The sequence below is a fragment of the Nonomuraea sp. NPDC051298 genome, assembly GCF_055586305.1.
In genome coordinates, this window is sequence record NZ_JBVJIM010000016.1 from 126249 (window position 1) to 142658 (window position 16410).

A 16410-nucleotide genomic window follows, 5' to 3' on the forward strand; every position below is an offset into this window, starting at 1 on the left:
GCGAGTCAGAGCAACGATGGACCAGACGAAAGAGAGCTTCCTTGCGTACCGAGCTGTGGCCGTTCCCGACCGGCGCCCGCTACGCCCGCGCCCTGGCCGAGGCCCTGCGGACCGAGACCATCGGCGGCATCATCATGCTCGTCGCCGCCGCGGCCGCCCTGATCTGGGCGAACCTCTCCCCCACCGGCTACGACGCGTTCCGCTCCACCGAACTCGGCCCGCTCGAACTGTACAAGTGGGCCCAGCACGGCCTGCTGGCGATCTTCTTCTTCGTGGCGGGGCTGGAGGTCAAGGAGGAGTTCGTCCACGGTGAGCTGGCGAACCCGCGCAAGGCCGCCCTCCCGATCATCGCCTCCCTGTGCGGGATGGTCATGCCGGCCGTCGTCTTCCTGCTCGTGAGCTGGGGCGCGCCGGACGCGGCCCGGGGCTGGGCGATCCCGACGGCCACCGACATCGCGTTCGCGCTCGCCGTGCTGGCCGTGACCGCCGGCGCGATGCCGGCCGCGCTGCGCGCGTTCCTGCTGACCTGCGCGGTCGTGGACGACCTCGGCGCGATCCTGGTCATCGCGATCTTCTACTCCGAGCGGCTGAACGTCTTCATGCTCCTGCTCGGCGCCGCCTTCGTGGCCGCGTACGGGCTGCTCCAGCGCCGCCGCGTCACCAGCCCGTGGCTGCTCGTGCCGCTCGCGCTGGCCGCCTGGTACGCCGTCGAGAACAGCGGCGTGCACGCCACCGTCGCGGGCGTCGCCCTCGGCCTGCTGACCAGGGTCACCCCGGACCGGCCCGAACTGCGCTCTCCCGCCGAGGCGGCCGACCACTTCTTCCGGCCCATCTCCGCCGGCCTGGCCGTGCCCGCCTTCGCCTTCCTGTCGGCGGGGGTGAAACTGGACGCCTCAAACCTCGGCGCTATCTTGTCCGATCGGGTAGTTCTGGGAGTGATGGCGGGGCTCGTGCTCGGAAAGTTCCTCGGCGTGTTCGGTGGTGCCTGGCTGTCGGTGCGGCTCGGCCTGGCGAGACTGTCGGAGGAGCTCCACTGGCGGGACATGGCGGCGGTGTCGTTGCTGGCCGGGATCGGGTTCACGGTGTCACTGCTGATCGGCGACCTGGCGTACGGAGCCGACCGGCAGCGCGCCGAAGCCGTCACCATCGGGATCCTCGTGGCCAGCGTCGTCGCGTCGATCCTGGCGGCGGCGCTGCTCAAGGCTCGGGTACGCACCCGTCGCACGGCGCTGGATGATGTTTGACACGGCCGCCAGGCCCCGATAGGAGACGTTTCATGCCGCAGACTCCCGAGGAAGAATCCCTGGGCTCGCTGGTCGCCCAGGCGAGCAGCCACATCTCGTCCCTGATCCGCTCGGAGATCGAGCTGGCCAAGGCCGAGTTCCGGTTCGACGCCAGGCGGGTCGGCATGGCGGGCGGGCTGTTCGCCGCCGCCGCCTTCATGGCGCACCTGTGTCTGATCCTCGCCTCGTTCACGATCGCGTTCGTCCTCGCCCAGTGGTTGCCCAACTGGGCGGCCTTCCTCATCGTGACCGTGTTCTATCTGCTGGTCGCGGGTCTGCTGGTGTTCATCGGGATCCGCCGGCTCAAGGGGCTGGCCGGGATGAAGCGCACGGCCAGATCGATCAAGGGACTCAAGGAGATCGCCACGCATGACGAGCAGCCGCTGCCGGCGCTCGCCCCCGACCGCGAGCCGGTGACCCGCGATGGCACCTGACGAGTCGGTCGTCCAGATCCCCGGGCCCTGGACGCACCGCGCGGTGCACGCGGGCGGCACCCGCTTCCACGTCGTCGAGGCTGGTGAGGGGCCCCTGGTGCTGCTGCTGCACGGGTTCCCCCAGTTCTGGTGGACGTGGCGGCACCAGCTCGTCTCGCTGGCCGGGGCCGGATACCGGGCGGTGGCGCCCGACCTGCGCGGCTACGGAGGCAGTGACAAGCCGCCGCGCGGCTACGACCTGCCCACGCTGGCCGCCGACGCGACGGGGCTGATCAGGGCGCTGGGCGAGACCGGGGCCATCGTGGTGGGGCACGACTGGGGCGGGCTGCTGGCCTGGACGATGGCCGTGCTCGACCCCAAGTGCGTACGCCGTCTGGTCGCCGTGTCGGCCCCCCATCCGCTGCGGCTGCGCAGCGCGCTGGTGGCCGACCCCTTCGGGCAGCTCAGGGCCAGCGGCCGGCGGCTCGGGTTCCAGCTTCCGCTGCTTCCCGAGCACCGGCTCACCCGCCAGGACGCGGTGCTCGTGGGGCGGCTGCTGGACGGTTGGTCCCGGCCCGGCTGGCCCGACCCCGCCGAGTCGCGTACCTATCGCGAGGCGTTCCGCATCCCGGCCGTGGCGCACTCGGCGCTCGAATACCACCGGTGGTTCGGCCGCTCCCAGCTACGCCCCGACGGGCGGCGCTACGCCAAGACCATGCGTACGGAGGTCGAGGCCCCCACGCTCCAGTTGCACGGCGCGCTCGACCCGAGCGTCCTGGCGCGCACGGCGCACGGTTCGAGCCGCTACGTGGCGGCGCCCTACCGGTGGCGGCTGCTCGAAGGCGCCGGCCACTTCCCCCACGAGGAGATCCCCGACGTGTTCGACACCGAGCTGCTCGGCTGGCTGAACGATCCGGAGCCCGACCGATGAGAGACCGCGACCCCGGGGGCAGACCGCGCAACGCCCGTCCGCGCGACGCGTACGGCCGGCCGCTCCCCTACGGCTCGCCCGGCATGCCGAGGGTCCCCGACGACTACGCCCCCACCACCGAGCAGGCGCTCGCCGACGGCCGCCGGTTCCTGGAGGAGGGGCTGCCGTTCAACGCGCACGAGGTGTTCGAGGGGCGCTGGAAGTGCGCGCCGGACGACGAGCGGGAGCTGTGGCAGGGGCTCGCGCAGATCTGCGTGGGGCTGACGCACCTGCAGCGCGGGAACGGGCGGGGGGCCGTCACGCTGTTCAGCAGGGGGGCGGCCAAGGCGCAGTCGTACGGGGGCGCGTACGACGCCGTGGGAAAGGCGGCCTCGGCCCTGACCCAGGACAGCGACCCGGACACGGCCATCGCGTCGGTGCTGGGCAGACTGCCCCGCTGACCGGCCGCCGTCAGAAGGGCCGTCAGAGGGTCAGTGCGGCGCGCCCGGCGACGAGGGCGAGCGTGGCGGCGGCGGCCTGCCGGACGGCGGTGTCCACGGCCTCCGCCCCCTGGCCGAACATCCCCAGGTGCAGCAGCCCCGCGTGCCCGTGCGCGGTGGCGGCCACCGCCATCCCGAGCGCCTCCGCCGCCTTCTGGTCGCCGCCCGACAACGACATCGCGGCCGACTGGAAGGCCGCCTTCACCGGCTGCGCGGCTCGTTCCAGCTCCGGCTCCCCGACCGGCGTCAACGCGCCGAACAACGCCTCGAACAGCGCCCGGTGCCCGGCCGCGAACCGCACGTATCCCCGCGCCACCGCCGCCAGCCGCTCCTGCGGAGAGTCGCCACTGCGCTCGGCCGTCACGGCGGCCACGAGCAGCTCCCCGGCGCGCACCCCCACCGCCAGCAGCAGCTCGTCGCGGTCGGCGAAGTGCCGGTAGGGCGCGCTGACCGCGACCCCGAGCCGACGGCTCGCCGCCGCCAGCGAGAACCCCTGGACGCCCTGCTCGGCGATCATCTCCACAGCAGTGTCGATCAGCGCGGCACGCAGGTCGCCGTGGTGGTAACGGTCGCGTTTGGCGGTTCGGGGCACCGCCTCAGGTTAGCGACAGCTCGTCCAGCTTGCCGATCTCGGCCTCGGTGAGCCGGAACTCCATCACGGCGGCCGCGTCCGCCGCCTGCCGGGGCTTGGACGCGCCGGGGATGGCCACGACGGTGTCGCCGTAGCGGGTGATCACCCAGTTGAGCGCCACCTGGGAGACCGAGACGCCGTACGCGTCGCCGATCGCGCGCATGGCGTCGACCAGCGGCCTGGTACGGGCGAGCCCCTGGGCGCTGAGCCCCCGCCGGTCGAGGAAGCCGAAGAAGCGGCGCATCACCGGCTGCGATCTCACCAGCGCGGGGTCGTCGTGGAACCGGCCGCTGAGCAGCCCGCCCTGCAACGGCGAGTACGCGATCAGCGTGACGCCCAGCCTGCGTGCCGCGTCGAGGACGCCGTCGCGCTCGACGTTCCTGTGCAGCAGGTTGACGCGTACCTGGTTGGCGGCCAGGGTGACGCCCTCGGCCGCGAGCACCCGGTGGGCGAGCACGAGTTGCCTGGCGGAGAAGTTGCTCACCCCGACCGAGCGGATCTCGCCCGACTTCAGCAGCGCCGCCATGGCCTTGAGCTGGGCGGGGATGCTCGACCACGACCCCGTGGGCATGTGGATCTGGTGCAGGCCGACGGGGAAGCCGCCGAGGTGGCGCAGGCGGTCGCCGATCGTCCGGGTGATGTCGGCGGCCGTGCGGCCCAGCGGCGCCCATTTCGTGGCCACCGTGACCTCGCCGGGCGCGATGCCGCACGTCTTGAGCGCGGCGGCGAGCGCCTCCTCCGACTGGCCCTTCCCGTACATCTCCGCCGTGTCGAACCAGTTGACGCCGCCGTCGAGGGCGGCCCGCACCACCGAGGTGACCGTCTCCTGGTCGATGGGCCTGATCATCCAGCGCACCACGTTCCCGGTGCCGGAGAACTGCATGCACCCCAGGCCGATGGGGCTGATCTCGATGTCGGTGCGGCCGAGTCTGCGTGTCGTCATGACGCCCCCTCAAGGATGTGATTGGCTATCACATTGTGAGAAGCTATCACATGGGGGCGTGCGGAAGGGAGGTCCCTTCCTGGAGCTGGCTGGAGGTTACTGGTCAGAGGCGCGTTACTAGTCGCACTCCTGCGTGCTGGCCGGTGTGGTGTCGGTGCGGCCCGCCGAGGCGTCGGGAGCGACCTCCTCGGCCGTCAGCACGTAGCCGGTCTGCTCCTCGTTGGTGGCGGCGGCGAAGATCACGCCGTAGACCTTGCCTTCGACGGTCAGCAGCGGGCCGCCGGAGTTGCCCGGCAGCACCTGGCCGCGGATCGCGTACACCTTCCTGCTGACCGTGTTCGCCCGGTAGATGTCGGGGCCCTCGGCGGTGAGCTTGCTGCCGATCCTGGCGGGCTCGGCGGTGAAGCCCTTGCCCTTGGGGAAGCCGGCGATGATCGCGTTGTCGCCGCGCGAGCCGTCGCCGTCGAAGGAGAGCTGCGGCAGGTCGAGGCCGGGCACGTAGAGGATGGCGATGTCGCGGCGCGGGTTGTAGCGCACGACCGTGGCCGTGTGGCGGGTGTTGGTGGAGTCGATGACCTCAAGGTCGCGGCTGACTCCGGCCACCACGTGGGCGTTGGTCATGATCCGGCCGGGGGCGTAGACGAAGCCGGTGCCCTCGATGTGCTTGTTGCAGCTCTGGGCGTTGCCCTGGACCTTGACGATCGCGCGGCGGGCCCGCGACAGCTCGGCGCCCTGCAGCACGCTCTGGTCGGGCGGCTGCACGTCGATGAGCTGCCCGGCGCCGATCGCGTCGAAGACGGGCGGGAACTCGGAGCGGTCGATGAACTTCTTGAACGGCTGCTGCCAGTTGCGCGCGGCCTGCGGGATGGCGTCGTCGACCGTGGTCAGCAGCGCGGAGTTCTTGACCTGGTCGACGAGCGGGGAGAACGACGTGGAGACGATCAGCGAGCCGATCACCCAGGCGATGACCAGCACCGACAGCCCGCTGGCGAACGTCCCGCCCACCGCGTCGGCGACCTTGGCCGGCTCCCACGTGACGTGGCTGCGCACGACCGCGCCCAGCGTCGAGGAGGCGAACTGCCCGATCGTGGCGGCCAGGAACACGATCACGATCGCCAGCAGGGCCTGCGGCGTGTCGCCGTCGACGACGACCTTGGAGATCGGCGGCGCGATGAACACCCCCAGCACGGCGCCGCCCACGAACCCCACGAAGCTCATCGCTCCGATGATGAAGCCCTGCCGGTATCCCGAGATGCCGAAGGCGATCACCAGGCCGATCAGGATGAGGTCAAGCAGATCACCGCGCACGTTTCAAAGGTAACCAGGGATCCGGTCAAGTGTGCACGTCTTCGATCAGGACGGCGTCACCCACCTGGCTATCTTGGGCGGTATGCCGCCGGACGAGGGAACAGTGCGCGATCTCATCCAGGCAGCGCTGCGCGACACCGACCCCGACGGGCCACTGCGCTGGCACGTGATCTCGTTGCTGCGCCAGCGGGGCGACCTGGAGTCGTTCATCGAGGCACGGCGGCTGTGCGCGGCCGACACCGTCGCCGAGCGGCTGCTGGGCGTGGACATCATGGGGATGTTGCGGCCGTTCGTGGACCGTACGCTGCCGGTGCTGCGCTATCTGGCCGCCAGCGAGGACGACGCCATGGTGCTCTACTCGGTGCTGATCGCCTTCGGCCATCTGGCGGACCCGCGCTCGCTCCCGTCGGTGATCGACCTGGCCCGCCACGACGACCCCAGAGTGAGGTACGGAGCCGCGTACGCGCTGCAGCACGTCCTCGGCGAGCCCCCCGACCGGGCGGGCCTGGAGACGCTGCGCGCGCTGGCCGCCGACAGCGACGCCGACGTGGCCGGCTGGGCCTCGCTCGGGGTCGCGCTCAGAGCGGCCCGCTGACCGGGGCGGGATCGAGCGCCCGGCTCACCGCCGCGAGGCCAGGTTCACCACCTCGGGCGGCAGCTCCTCCGTACGCGTCGGGTCCCACGGCAGTTCGAGCCCGGCCTCGCGCAGCACCGTGTCGAGCACCATCGCCGTGAACCCCCACACCAGCATCCCGCGCACCCGGAACGCCGGCCCCGCCGTGCCTCTGGAGTGGCGGAGCATGATCCGGTTGCCGGGGTCGACCAGCTCGGCGATCGGCACCCGTTCGACGGAGTCGACCTCGTCGGGCGAGGCCGCGTGCACCGCCGACGGCTCGCGCCACCAGGCGATCACCGGGGTCACCCGGTTGTCGCTGTAGGTCAGGTAGAGCTCGGGCATCGTGCACAGGACGTGGACGCCCCCCGGGTCGGCCCCGGTCTCCTCCTCGGCCTCGCGCAACGCCGCCTCGATCGGCCCGGCGTCCTCGGGGTCGACGCCGCCACCGGGGAAGGCCGGCTGGCCGGCGTGCCTGCGCCCCCGGGTGCTGCGCTGGATGAGCAGCACGTCGGGCCCGTTCGGACCCTCACCGAACAGCATCAGCACCGCGGCGGCGCGGCCGCGCCCCGCCGGTGGCCGCAGGACGGGGGGAACCCCGATCCGCTGCGCCTGCGCCGCCAGTCTCTCCAGCCAGTCGGGCACTTGAGTCACGCATCCTCCAACACGACGTCATGCGAATGGCTTCCCGTGGTAATGGTTTCCCGTGGTAGGAGCTTCCCTTGGTCAGGAGAACGGGCCCGGCCTGACGAGCTTCGACGCCTCGGCGGGGGCGGTGGGGCCGGTGCCGTACGAGGGGCAGAGCCCGGCCAGCGGGCACACCCCGCACGCGGGCCGCCGGGCGTGGCAGATGCGGCGCCCGTGCCAGATCACCCGGTGGGAGAAGATCGTCCACTCGCGCCGGGGCAGCAACTCGCCGACGAGGTGCTCGATCTTGACCGGGTCGGTCTCCTCGGTCCACCCGAAGCGGCGCACGAGCCGCTGGAAGTGCGTGTCCACGGTCAGGCCCGGTACGTCGAAGGCGTTGCCGAGCACCACGTTGGCCGTCTTGCGGCCCACCCCGGGCAGCGTGACCAGGTCTTTCAGCTTGCCTGGCACCTCGCCGCCGAACCGCCCGCAGACCGCCTGGGCCATGCCGATGATGCTGTTGGTCTTGGCGCGGAAGAAGCCGGTCGAGCGGATGATCTCCTCCATCTCCGACCGGTCGGCGGCGGCGTAGTCATCTACCGTCGGATACTTCGCGAAGAGGACGGGGGTCACCATGTTGACCCGCTTGTCCGTGCACTGCGCGGAGAGGATGGTCGCGACCAGGAGCTCCAGAGGGTTGGCGAAATCGAGCTCGCAGTGGGCGTCCGGGTAGGTCTCCGCGAGGATGCGGTTCATCTTGCGCGCCCGCCGCACCAGTGCGAGCTGGGTCTCCGGCTTGCGCCCCGCCGCGTTCGTCGCCATGCGGCAAGCGTAGAAGCTCCTGAGGAGGGTTGAACCCAGGACGGGATTTCCCCATGCCTTCCGCGTATGCCCCGGCGTGCGGAAGGGGACCGGTCACGGTACAGGAGCGGCAGTCCTGTACCTTTCCCCTGGACTCGACATATCTGGGCAAGTCCAGAGCACTCTCACATTCCCCTAACCTGTGTGTGCTGCCCAGAGTGGGGTGAGTCACAATGGCAGCAGAGGAGGCAGAGTGAACACCGAAGATGTGCTGGGCAAGGCCCCCCTGTTCGCCGCGCTGGACCGCGAGAGCGCCGCCGCGCTGCGCACGAGCATCACTGAGGTCCAGCTGTCCAAGGGCCAGACGCTCTTCCACGAGAACGAGACGGGCGACCGGCTCTACGTCGTGCTGGAAGGCAAGATCAAGCTTTCCCGTACCTCTCCTGACGGGCGGGAAAACCTGCTGAGCGTGCTGGGGCCGAGCGAGATGTTCGGCGAGCTGTCGCTGTTCGACCCGCGCCCGCGTACGGCGACGGCGACGGCGCTGACCGAGGTGCGCCTGGCCGGGCTGGGCCACGACGACCTGCGGCCCTGGCTGACCGGCCGGCCCGAGGTGGCGCTCCACCTGCTGCGCGCGCTCGCGCAGCGGCTGCGGCGCACCAACGACGTGCTGGCCGACCTGGTGTTCACCGACGTGCCAGGACGGGTGGCCAAGCAGTTGCTCGACCTGGCCGAGCGGTTCGGCACCAAGACCGACGACGGCCTGCGGGTACACCACGACCTGACGCAGGAGGAGCTGGCGCAGCTCGTCGGCGCCTCGCGCGAGACGGTCAACAAGGCGCTGGCCGACTTCGCCCAGCGCGGCTGGCTGCGCATCGAGGCCAAGGCCGTGGTCATCCTCGACATCGACCGGCTCTACAACCGGTCGAGATAGTCGAGCTGGGCCAGCACCGACATCTCGGCGGCCGGCCAGAGCGAGCGGTCGACGTCGGCGTACACGATCTTGACGATCTCGCGCGGGGTGCGGGCGCCCTGCGCGCGGGCCGCCCTGATCTGGTCGAGCCGCTCACGCCGGTGTGCGATGTACCCGTCGAGGGCCCCGATCGGGTCGGGCAGCACCGGGCCGTGGCCGGGCAGCAGCGCCCGCGCCCCGAGGCTCTCGGCCGCCGCCCTGAGCCGGTCGAGGCTGCGCAGATAGTCGGCTAGGCCGCCGTCGCGGGCGATGATCGTGGTGCCCCGGCCGAGTACGGTGTCGCCGGTCAGCATCGCCCGGTCGGCCGGCAACCAGAAGCACAGCGAGTCGAACGAGTGCCCCGGGGTGCCGTAGACGTGGATCTCCAGCCCGGCCACGGTGACCACGTCGCCGTCGGCCAGGCCCTCGTCGCCGAGCCGGTGGCGCGGGTCGAGCGCGCGCACGGGCGCGCCGGTCAGCTCCGCGAACCGCCTGGCCCCGCCGCTGTGGTCGAAGTGCCCGTGGGTGAGCAGGATCTCGGTGACCCGGCGGGCCCCGAGGTGCTGGTGCACGCGGCGCAGGTGCGACTCGTCCTCCGGCCCGGGGTCGACGACGACCACCTCCTCGCCGGCGCCGAACACCCAGGTGTTGGTGCCGTCGAGGGTCATCGCGGAGGGGTTGGGGGCGAGCAGGTTCTCGGCGTGCTCGGTACGCGAGCCGTCGGGCGTCCCGATCGGGATGTGCAGGCCGCTCATCCGGTTCCCTTCCCGGCGTGCGCCCGCTCGCTCACGACGTCACCAGCCGCAGCTCGCCCTCGATCTCCACGGCCCTGGGCATGATGGCCACGATCTCTCTGTGCGCGGCCAGGACGTCGGCCACGCGGTCGTAGGCGGTCAGCTCGCCGAGCGTGTGGTGGGTGGGCGGCATGAGGAAGATCTCCCCTTCGCGGGCCAGTTCGAGCGTCTCGCCCGGCCGCTGCCAGATCACCTGGTCGGCCTCCCCGCCCACGTCCCGCGTACGCTGCCCCTCCGGCAGCACCGCGACGAAGAACCGGGTGTCGAACCGTTTGCTCTCGATCTCCGGCGTGATCCAGTGGGCCCACGGCTTGAGCAGGTCGGAGCGGAGCACCAGGCCGCGCCTGGCCAGGAAGTCCGACAGGCCCAGGCTCCGGTCGATCAGCGCCAGCCGGTCGGCCTCCCAGTCGTCGCCGGTCGTGTCGGCCACCACGGAATCGGGCCCCGGGCCCGCCAGGAGCACCCCGGACTCCTCGAACGTCTCGCGTACGGCGGCGCACACCAGCCCGCGCGCCAGCCGTTCGCCCACCTTGAAGACCTCGCCCCACTCGGCCGGGGAGGGCCCGGCCCAGGCGACGTCCTGGTCGGCGTCGCGGGCGTCGACGGAGCCGCCGGGGAAGACGTACGCGCCCGCTGCGAAGGCCATGGTGGCCTTGCGCCGCAGCAGGTAGACCTCCGGCCCGGGGCGCAGGAGCACGACCGTGGCGGCGTCTCGGGCCGGCGCCGGACGGACCCGGCCGGCCAGCACGTCCCGCGCCCGGGCGGCGAGCTCGGCTGAAAGCGGCAATCCGGTCACATGACCTCCTTTAGCACATCTCTCGGTCATGGTGACACATGCCTGCTCAACCGACTTCGGCGATCACCTCCACCTCGACCGGCGCGTCCAGCGGCAGCGCGGCGACGCCCACGGCGCTGCGCGCGTGCCTGCCCTGGTCGCCGAACACCTCGCTGAGCAGGTCGCTGGCGCCGTTGGCCACCTGCGGCTGCTGGGTGAAGCCAGGGTCGCTGGCGACGAACACGACGACCTTGACGATCCGCCGGATGCTGGACAGCTCGCCCAGCTCCGCCTTCAGCGCGGCCAGCGCGTTGAGCACGCAGATGCGCGCCTGCGCCTTGCCCTCGTCGACGCCGAGGTCGGCGCCGAGCTTGCCGGTCTGGTGCAGCTTGCCCTCCAGCATCGGCACCTGGCCCGAGGTGTAGACCAGGTCACCGGTGCGGACGGCCGGCAGGTAGGAGCCGGCCGGCGCGGCAGGCGCGGGCAGCGTGTGACCCAGCTCCTCGATCCGCTGCTCAGGCGTCACTGCTTCTCCCTCTTGAAGTAGGCGACGAGCTGCTCGGGCGAGGCGCCCTGCACGATCTGGACGAGCTCCCAGCCGTCGGCACCGAAGTTGTCGAGGATCATCTTGGTGTTGTGAATCAGCACGGGGGCTGTGAGGTACTCCCACTTCTTCATGGGGGCAGCTTATTGTGAGCAATCTCAAAGGGTGGTCGTCGGCTTTCGACAAGTGACCGTTCGGTAGCCTCGAATCGTGGACTCTCCGGACCCGGATTGGGCCGACGTACGACTGCACGTCGTCACCGGCAAGGGCGGCACCGGCAAGACGACCGTCGCCGCCGCCCTCGCGCTCGCCCTGGCCTCTGGCGGGCGCAAAGTGCTGCTCGTGGAGGTGGAGGGCAGGCAGGGCATCGCGCAGATCTTCGACCTGCCGCCCCTGCCCTACGAGGAGCGCAGGATCGCCGTCGCCCCCTCGGGCGGCGACGTGTACGCGCTGGCCGTCGACCCAGAAGAGGCCATGCTCGAGTACATGGAGATGTTCTACGGCATGCGCCGGGCGGGTCGGGCACTGACCAAGATGGGCGTCGTCGACTTCGCCACCACCGTGGCCCCCGGCTTCCGCGACGTGCTCGTCACGGGCAAGACCACCGAGGCCGTACGCAGGCGCGGCAGGAACGGCCGCAGGGTCTACGACGCGGTGGTGCTCGACGCGCCGCCCACGGGCCGCATCACGCGCTTCCTGAACGTCACCAAGGAGGTCGCGGGCCTGGCCAAGGTCGGGCCCATCAAGAACCACTCGGAGCTCGTCAACGGCGTCGTGAAGTCCCCCGAGACCGCCGTGCACTTCGTCACCCTCCTGGAGGAGATGCCGGTGCAGGAGACGCTCGACGGCCTGGCCGAACTTCGCTCGGCGAAGCTTCCCCCCGGCGGGATCTTCATCAACATGGTGGCCGAGTCACTGCTGCCACAGGCCGCTCTTGACAGGGCTGTCAAGGGCCGGTTCGACGCCGACGAGCTGACGCTGGGGCTCAAGGCCGCGGGGGTCACCGACGCCGCGCAGGCCACGGCACTGGCCCAGGCGCTCGCGGCGGAGGTCGCCGAGCACGCCCACCGCACCGAGCTGGAGCGCGCAGAACGAGAGACGCTGGCCGGGGCGGGGCTGACCACGTACGAGCTGCCGCTGCTGGCCGACGGCGTCGACCTGGCCGGCCTGTACGAGCTGGCAGAGAGCATGCGCACCCAGGGAGCAGCGTGAAGAAGCCCGCCACACTCGACATCGACGCCATCCTCGACGACGAGGGCACCAGGATCATCGTCTGCTGCGGCGCCGGCGGGGTGGGCAAGACCACGACCGCGGCGGCGCTGGGCCTGCGGGCCGCCGAGCGCGGCAGGTGCGCGGTCGTGCTGACCGTCGACCCGGCCAGGCGCCTGGCCCAGTCGATGGGGCTGACCGAGCTGGACAACACGCCGCGGCTGGTCGACTCCCCCAAGGGCGGCGGCCAGCTCTGGGCGATGATGCTCGACATGAAGCGCACGTTCGACGAGATCATCGAGGCGCACGCCGACCCGGCGCGGGCCAGGCAGATCCTGTCGAACCCCTTCTACCAGTCCCTGTCCTCCAGCTTCTCCGGCACACAGGAGTACATGGCCATGGAGAAGCTGGGGCAGCTCCGCCGCTCGGACGAGTGGGACCTGATCATCGTCGACACGCCGCCCTCGCGCTCGGCGCTCGACTTCCTCGACGCTCCCGAGCGACTCGGACGCTTCCTCGACGGCCGGTTCATCCGCCTGCTGACCGCTCCGGCCAAGGCCGGAGGGCGCAGCGCGTTCCGGCTGCTCAACGCCGGGTTCGGGTTGATGGCCGGGGCGATGACCAAGCTGCTCGGCGCACAGGTGATCAAGGACCTGCAGACGTTCGTCTCCGCCCTCGACGCCGTGTTCGGCGGGTTCAGGCAGCGTGCCGAGATGACGTACAAGCTGCTCCAGGCGCCGGGCACGGCCTTCCTCGTGGTGGCCGCGCCCGAGCGCGATGCGATGCGCGAGGCGTCCTACTTCGTCGAACGCCTGGCCGAGGAGCGCATGCCCCTGGCCGGCCTCGTGGTCAACCGGGTGCACGGGTCACCCGCCTCGGCACTCTCCGCCGCCCGCAGCGCCGCCGCCGCGGAGGATCTGGAGTCGAGGGGCGAGCACGAGCTCACCGCGGCGGTGCTGCGGCTGCACGCCGGGCGAATGCAGCTCGCTGCCCGCGAAAGCCGCGAGCAGGAGCATTTCATCTCGGCCCATCCCACGGTGCCCGTGGCACAGGTTCGCGCCATGTCCGAGGACGTCCACGATCTCGCCGGACTGCGGCGGATCGGGGACCTGCTGGCCACCGCATAGAAGTACGGCCGGCGGGCGGCGCCGGCCGTACGCGGTCGCCGGGCTGGGATCAGCCCGCGATCAACTCGTTGGTGCGTTCGTACTCTTCCTTGGCGGACTCGAGCAGGTCGCGCCACGAGTCCACATCGGGCCGCCGTCGAAGCAGCGCACGTCGTTCCCGCTCGGTCATACCGCCCCACACCCCGAACTCGATGCGGTTGTCCAACGCATCGGCGAGGCATTCGGTACGAACCGGGCAGCCCCGGCAGATGAGCTTGGCTCGGTTCTGCGCGGCGCCCTGCACGAACAGGGCATCCGGATCCGCACCCTTACAGGCGGCACGGGAGGTCCAATCCGTGATCCACATTTGTTCGACCCCACTCCCCTTAGGTGGTCAGTCGTCATTTGGGGCCGACGGGCGCGGGCGCCGAGCCTCCGTATTCAGTTGCCGCAGAGGAGAACGTACGCAACTAGACGTTCGGGCCGACAGACCCCAGAGGACCAATTTCTCGCGGCTGTCTTGACCGGGAATGACTAGTCACCCCCGTCAGTCAAGGCGAAATGGTGTCGCGCTACCGAAAACGCCAGTCTTTCGACGTACTCTTAGAGGCGTGCAAGCCCAGGGCAAAGATCGTTCCAACCCCATCCTGAGCCTCCTGCGCCTCGTCATCGCGGGAGGCGCCGCCGGGGTGCTCGCGGCCGCCGTGGCGTTGCCGGCGGTCGGCGGAGCGGGCATGTCCACCAAGAGCGCCGTCGAGGCGCTCAACCTCAAGCCGGAAGCGCTCGACGAGCCCCCTCTGTCGGAGCGCACCGAGCTCTTCGACGCCAACGGCAAGCGGATCGCGCAGTTCTACTTCGAGAACCGGCAGTCCGTGACCCTCGACAAGGTCGCCCCGATCATGCAGCAGGCGCTGATCGCGATCGAGGACTTCCGTTTCTACCAGCACGGGCCGATCGATGTGGAAGGAACCGCCCGAGCGCTCGTGAAGAACCTGACCACCGGCGGCGTGACGCAGGGCGGCTCCTCGATCACCCAGCAGTACGTCAAGCAGGTGCTGGTCAACAAGGCCGAGACGCCCGAGGAGCAGGCCGCGGCCATCGCCCCCACGGTCTCCCGCAAGCTGAGCGAGCTGCGCTACGCGATGGCGATCGAGAAGAAGTACACCAAGAACCAGATTCTTGAGAAATATCTCAACATCGCCTACTTCGGCGCGGGCGCGCACGGCATCCAGGCGGCGTCCAGGCGCTTCTTCGACAAGCCGGCTTCCGAGCTCGACCTCTCCGAGGCCGCCACGCTCGCCGGCGCCGTCCAGAACCCGGCCCGCACCGACCCCAACATCGGCGCCGAGTCCCGGGAGCGCCTGCTCGAGCGGCGCAACGTCGTGCTCGACCGGATGGCGGAGATCAAGGTGATCACGCCGCAGCAGGCCGCCGAGGCCAAGGCCGAGAAACTGGGCTACAAGGACGTCGAGGTCCCCGGTGGCTGCGAGGCCAGCAAATACCCGTACTTCTGCCTCTACGTCCAGTACGAGATCCTCAACAACGAAGACTTCGGCAAGAACCAGGACGAGCGCAGGAAGCTCCTCCAGCGCGGCGGCCTGCGCATCACGACCACGCTCGACCCGAAGACGCAGGCGGCCGCCGAGAAGGCGATCAAGAAGTACGTCAGCGCCAAGGACAAGCCCGTCGCCTCGCAGGCCATGGTCGTCCCCGGCACCGGCGAGATCAAGGCCATGGCCGCCTCGCGGAAGTTCGGCCGCAGCAAGCAGAGCAACGAGATGAGCTACAACATCGTGGCCGACGCGGCGCACGGCGGCGGGCGCGGGTTCCAACAGGGCTCGACGGCCAAGGTCTACACGCTCGCCACGGCGCTGGAAGAGGGGCTCAAGTACGGCGACGGCTTCCCGTCCCCCGCCGGCTACACCGCCGGCGGCTACAGCTCGTTCAAGAACTGCAAGAACCAGAACGTCGGCGACCCCACCCACACCGTGCGCAACTCCAGCGAGGGCGGCGGCGGCTTCAAGACCCTGGAGTCCGGCACCTGGGGCTCGGTGAACACGTTCTTCGTCAAGCTGCAGGAAGAGGTCGGCCTCTGCGACGTGGTCAAGATGGCCAAGAAGCTCGGCGTCAAGCGGGCCGACGGGCAGAAGCTCTCTGAGGTCGAGACGTTCACGCTCGGGGTCAACGAGGTCGACCCCGTCACGATCGCCAGCTCCTACGCGGTCTTCGCCTCGCGCGGCCAGTATTGCAAGCCGCTGGCGATCACCGAGATCAAGGACAGGAACGGCAAGGCCACGCAGTACAAGCCGAAGTGCTCGCAGGTGCTCGAGGAGGAGGTCGCCGACGCGGTCAGCGGCATCCTGTCCGGGGTCTTCACCAAGGGCACGATGACGGAGGTCGGCGGCATCGGGCGCGACGCGGCCGGCAAGACGGGCACGACCGACAACTACATGTCGGCCTGGTTCTCCGGCTACACCCCCGACCTCGCCTCCGCCGTCAGCCTGGGCGACCCGCGCGGCACCTCGGCCCACAAGCTCATCGGCATCACGATCGGCGGGCAGTACTACCCGTACGTGTACGGGGCCTCGATCTCCGGGCGCATCTGGAAGGACTCCATGATCGAGGCGCTCAAGGGGGTCGACAAGACGGAGTTCACGCCGGTCGACCGGTCACGGTTCGGCGGCTGCACCGCCAACTGCGCGCCCAAGCCCAAGAAGGACAAGGAAGAGCCGGGGCCCGACGACCCGTTCGACATCTTCGACCGCGGCAACGGCGGCGGCCCGACCGACGACGGCGGCGGGGGCTGGGGCGGGCCCGGCGGCAACAACGGCCAGGGCAACGGCCGCGGCGGCAACGGCGACGCCGGCCCCATCATCACGCCGGGCGGCTGAGAGCTGCTGAGCCCCTCTCACGCCCCACGGGCCCGTGGCCCCGGGTTGGGGAGGGGCTCACGGGCTCCTGGGGCCTCCAACGGGCGCTGAGGGCTGCACAGGGGCATGCC

At 70.6% G+C, this 16410-nt stretch carries 19 protein-coding genes; 9 read left to right on the top strand and 10 right to left on the bottom strand.

Annotation, left to right across the window (positions count from 1 at the left end; all coding sequences use genetic code 11):
• Nucleotides 1–41 precede the first annotated feature (41 nt).
• From nhaA to ACZ6S0_RS36530, 4 genes are read left to right on the top strand one after another with little or no spacing between them, the layout of a single operon-like run.
• Nucleotides 42–1244, top strand: coding sequence for a Na+/H+ antiporter NhaA (gene nhaA, locus ACZ6S0_RS36515; protein WP_465923884.1), 1203 nt, complete (start codon nt 42–44; stop codon nt 1242–1244).
• Between the two features lie 32 nt (nt 1245–1276).
• Nucleotides 1277–1717, top strand: a complete 441-nt coding sequence (locus ACZ6S0_RS36520; protein ID WP_344876696.1) for a phage holin family protein — start codon at nt 1277–1279, stop codon at nt 1715–1717.
• Entirely contained in the window at nt 1707–2627 is a 921-nt protein-coding gene (locus tag ACZ6S0_RS36525) for an alpha/beta fold hydrolase (RefSeq protein ID WP_465923885.1), read from the top strand. Before ACZ6S0_RS36520 ends, ACZ6S0_RS36525 begins: the two co-directional genes overlap by 11 nt.
• A complete protein-coding gene (locus tag ACZ6S0_RS36530; protein ID WP_465923886.1) occupies nt 2624–3067 on the top strand; it encodes a DUF309 domain-containing protein in 444 nt (147 codons plus the stop codon). The genes ACZ6S0_RS36525 and ACZ6S0_RS36530 overlap by 4 nt, the downstream gene beginning before the upstream one ends.
• 22 nt (nt 3068–3089) lie before the next feature.
• Here ACZ6S0_RS36530 and ACZ6S0_RS36535 read toward each other — a convergent pair whose 3' ends face one another.
• The 3 genes from ACZ6S0_RS36535 to ACZ6S0_RS36545 all read right to left on the bottom strand — a co-directional run bounded on the left by ACZ6S0_RS36535 (nt 3090) and on the right by ACZ6S0_RS36545 (nt 5988).
• On the bottom strand, nt 3090–3698 hold the full coding sequence (locus tag ACZ6S0_RS36535) for a TetR/AcrR family transcriptional regulator (protein ID WP_465923887.1): 609 nt from the start codon (nt 3696–3698) through the stop codon (nt 3090–3092).
• A gap of 4 nt (nt 3699–3702) precedes the next feature.
• On the bottom strand, nt 3703–4680 hold the full coding sequence (locus tag ACZ6S0_RS36540; RefSeq protein ID WP_465923888.1) for an aldo/keto reductase: 978 nt from the start codon (nt 4678–4680) through the stop codon (nt 3703–3705).
• Between the two features lie 117 nt (nt 4681–4797).
• Complete coding sequence (locus ACZ6S0_RS36545; RefSeq protein ID WP_465923889.1) at nt 4798–5988, bottom strand: MarP family serine protease; 1191 nt, start codon at nt 5986–5988, stop codon at nt 4798–4800.
• Nucleotides 5989–6070: 82 nt separating this feature from the next.
• On the opposite strand from ACZ6S0_RS36545, the gene ACZ6S0_RS36550 reads away from it, so the two are divergent.
• Nucleotides 6071–6583: a HEAT repeat domain-containing protein gene (locus ACZ6S0_RS36550; protein ID WP_465923890.1), complete on the top strand. Its 513-nt coding sequence runs from the start codon at nt 6071–6073 to the stop codon at nt 6581–6583.
• 24 nt (nt 6584–6607) lie between these two features.
• On the opposite strand, the gene ACZ6S0_RS36555 is transcribed toward ACZ6S0_RS36550, so the two are convergent.
• Both ACZ6S0_RS36555 and nth read right to left on the bottom strand, forming a co-directional pair.
• The gene (locus ACZ6S0_RS36555; protein ID WP_465923891.1) at nt 6608–7255 is read right to left on the bottom strand and encodes an NUDIX hydrolase; all 648 of its coding nucleotides are present in this window, start codon (nt 7253–7255) and stop codon (nt 6608–6610) included.
• Between the two features lie 72 nt (nt 7256–7327).
• Nucleotides 7328–8050 carry an endonuclease III gene (gene nth / locus ACZ6S0_RS36560; RefSeq protein WP_465923892.1) on the bottom strand — a complete coding sequence of 241 codons (723 nt, stop codon included), beginning with the start codon at nt 8048–8050 and terminating at the stop codon, nt 7328–7330.
• A gap of 232 nt (nt 8051–8282) precedes the next feature.
• Here nth and ACZ6S0_RS36565 point away from each other — a divergent pair, with 232 nt between their 5' ends.
• A complete protein-coding gene (locus tag ACZ6S0_RS36565) occupies nt 8283–8963 on the top strand; it encodes a Crp/Fnr family transcriptional regulator (RefSeq protein ID WP_246074851.1) in 681 nt (226 codons plus the stop codon).
• Here ACZ6S0_RS36565 and ACZ6S0_RS36570 read toward each other — a convergent pair.
• Genes ACZ6S0_RS36570 through ACZ6S0_RS36585 form a run of 4 tightly spaced genes read right to left on the bottom strand, consistent with a single transcriptional unit; the run spans nt 8945 to nt 11228 of the window.
• Nucleotides 8945–9736: an MBL fold metallo-hydrolase gene (locus ACZ6S0_RS36570; RefSeq protein WP_465923893.1), complete on the bottom strand. Its 792-nt coding sequence runs from the start codon at nt 9734–9736 to the stop codon at nt 8945–8947. The two genes, ACZ6S0_RS36565 and ACZ6S0_RS36570, sit on opposite strands and share 19 nt — an antisense overlap.
• 31 nt (nt 9737–9767) lie before the next feature.
• Nucleotides 9768–10562, bottom strand: coding sequence for an NUDIX hydrolase (locus ACZ6S0_RS36575; protein ID WP_465923968.1), 795 nt, complete (start codon nt 10560–10562; stop codon nt 9768–9770).
• 55 nt (nt 10563–10617) lie between these two features.
• Complete coding sequence (locus ACZ6S0_RS36580; RefSeq protein WP_465923894.1) at nt 10618–11076, bottom strand: RidA family protein; 459 nt, start codon at nt 11074–11076, stop codon at nt 10618–10620.
• The gene (locus ACZ6S0_RS36585) at nt 11073–11228 is read right to left on the bottom strand and encodes a DUF4177 domain-containing protein (protein WP_217708645.1); all 156 of its coding nucleotides are present in this window, start codon (nt 11226–11228) and stop codon (nt 11073–11075) included. Before ACZ6S0_RS36585 ends, ACZ6S0_RS36580 begins: the two co-directional genes overlap by 4 nt.
• Nucleotides 11229–11304: 76 nt before the next feature.
• Here ACZ6S0_RS36585 and bagA point away from each other — a divergent pair, with 76 nt between their 5' ends.
• Nucleotides 11305–12306: an ATPase BagA gene (bagA, locus tag ACZ6S0_RS36590; protein WP_465923895.1), complete on the top strand. Its 1002-nt coding sequence runs from the start codon at nt 11305–11307 to the stop codon at nt 12304–12306.
• The gene (gene bagB / locus ACZ6S0_RS36595; protein ID WP_465923896.1) at nt 12303–13430 is read left to right on the top strand and encodes an ATPase BagB; all 1128 of its coding nucleotides are present in this window, start codon (nt 12303–12305) and stop codon (nt 13428–13430) included. Before bagA ends, bagB begins: the two co-directional genes overlap by 4 nt.
• Nucleotides 13431–13479: 49 nt before the next feature.
• Here bagB and ACZ6S0_RS36600 read toward each other — a convergent pair whose 3' ends face one another.
• On the bottom strand, nt 13480–13776 hold the full coding sequence (locus ACZ6S0_RS36600) for a WhiB family transcriptional regulator (RefSeq protein ID WP_090771382.1): 297 nt from the start codon (nt 13774–13776) through the stop codon (nt 13480–13482).
• 244 nt (nt 13777–14020) lie between these two features.
• Between ACZ6S0_RS36600 and ACZ6S0_RS36605 the strand changes: the two genes are divergently transcribed.
• On the top strand, nt 14021–16300 hold the full coding sequence (locus ACZ6S0_RS36605) for a transglycosylase domain-containing protein (protein WP_465923897.1): 2280 nt from the start codon (nt 14021–14023) through the stop codon (nt 16298–16300).
• Nucleotides 16301–16410: the final 110 nt, after the last annotated feature.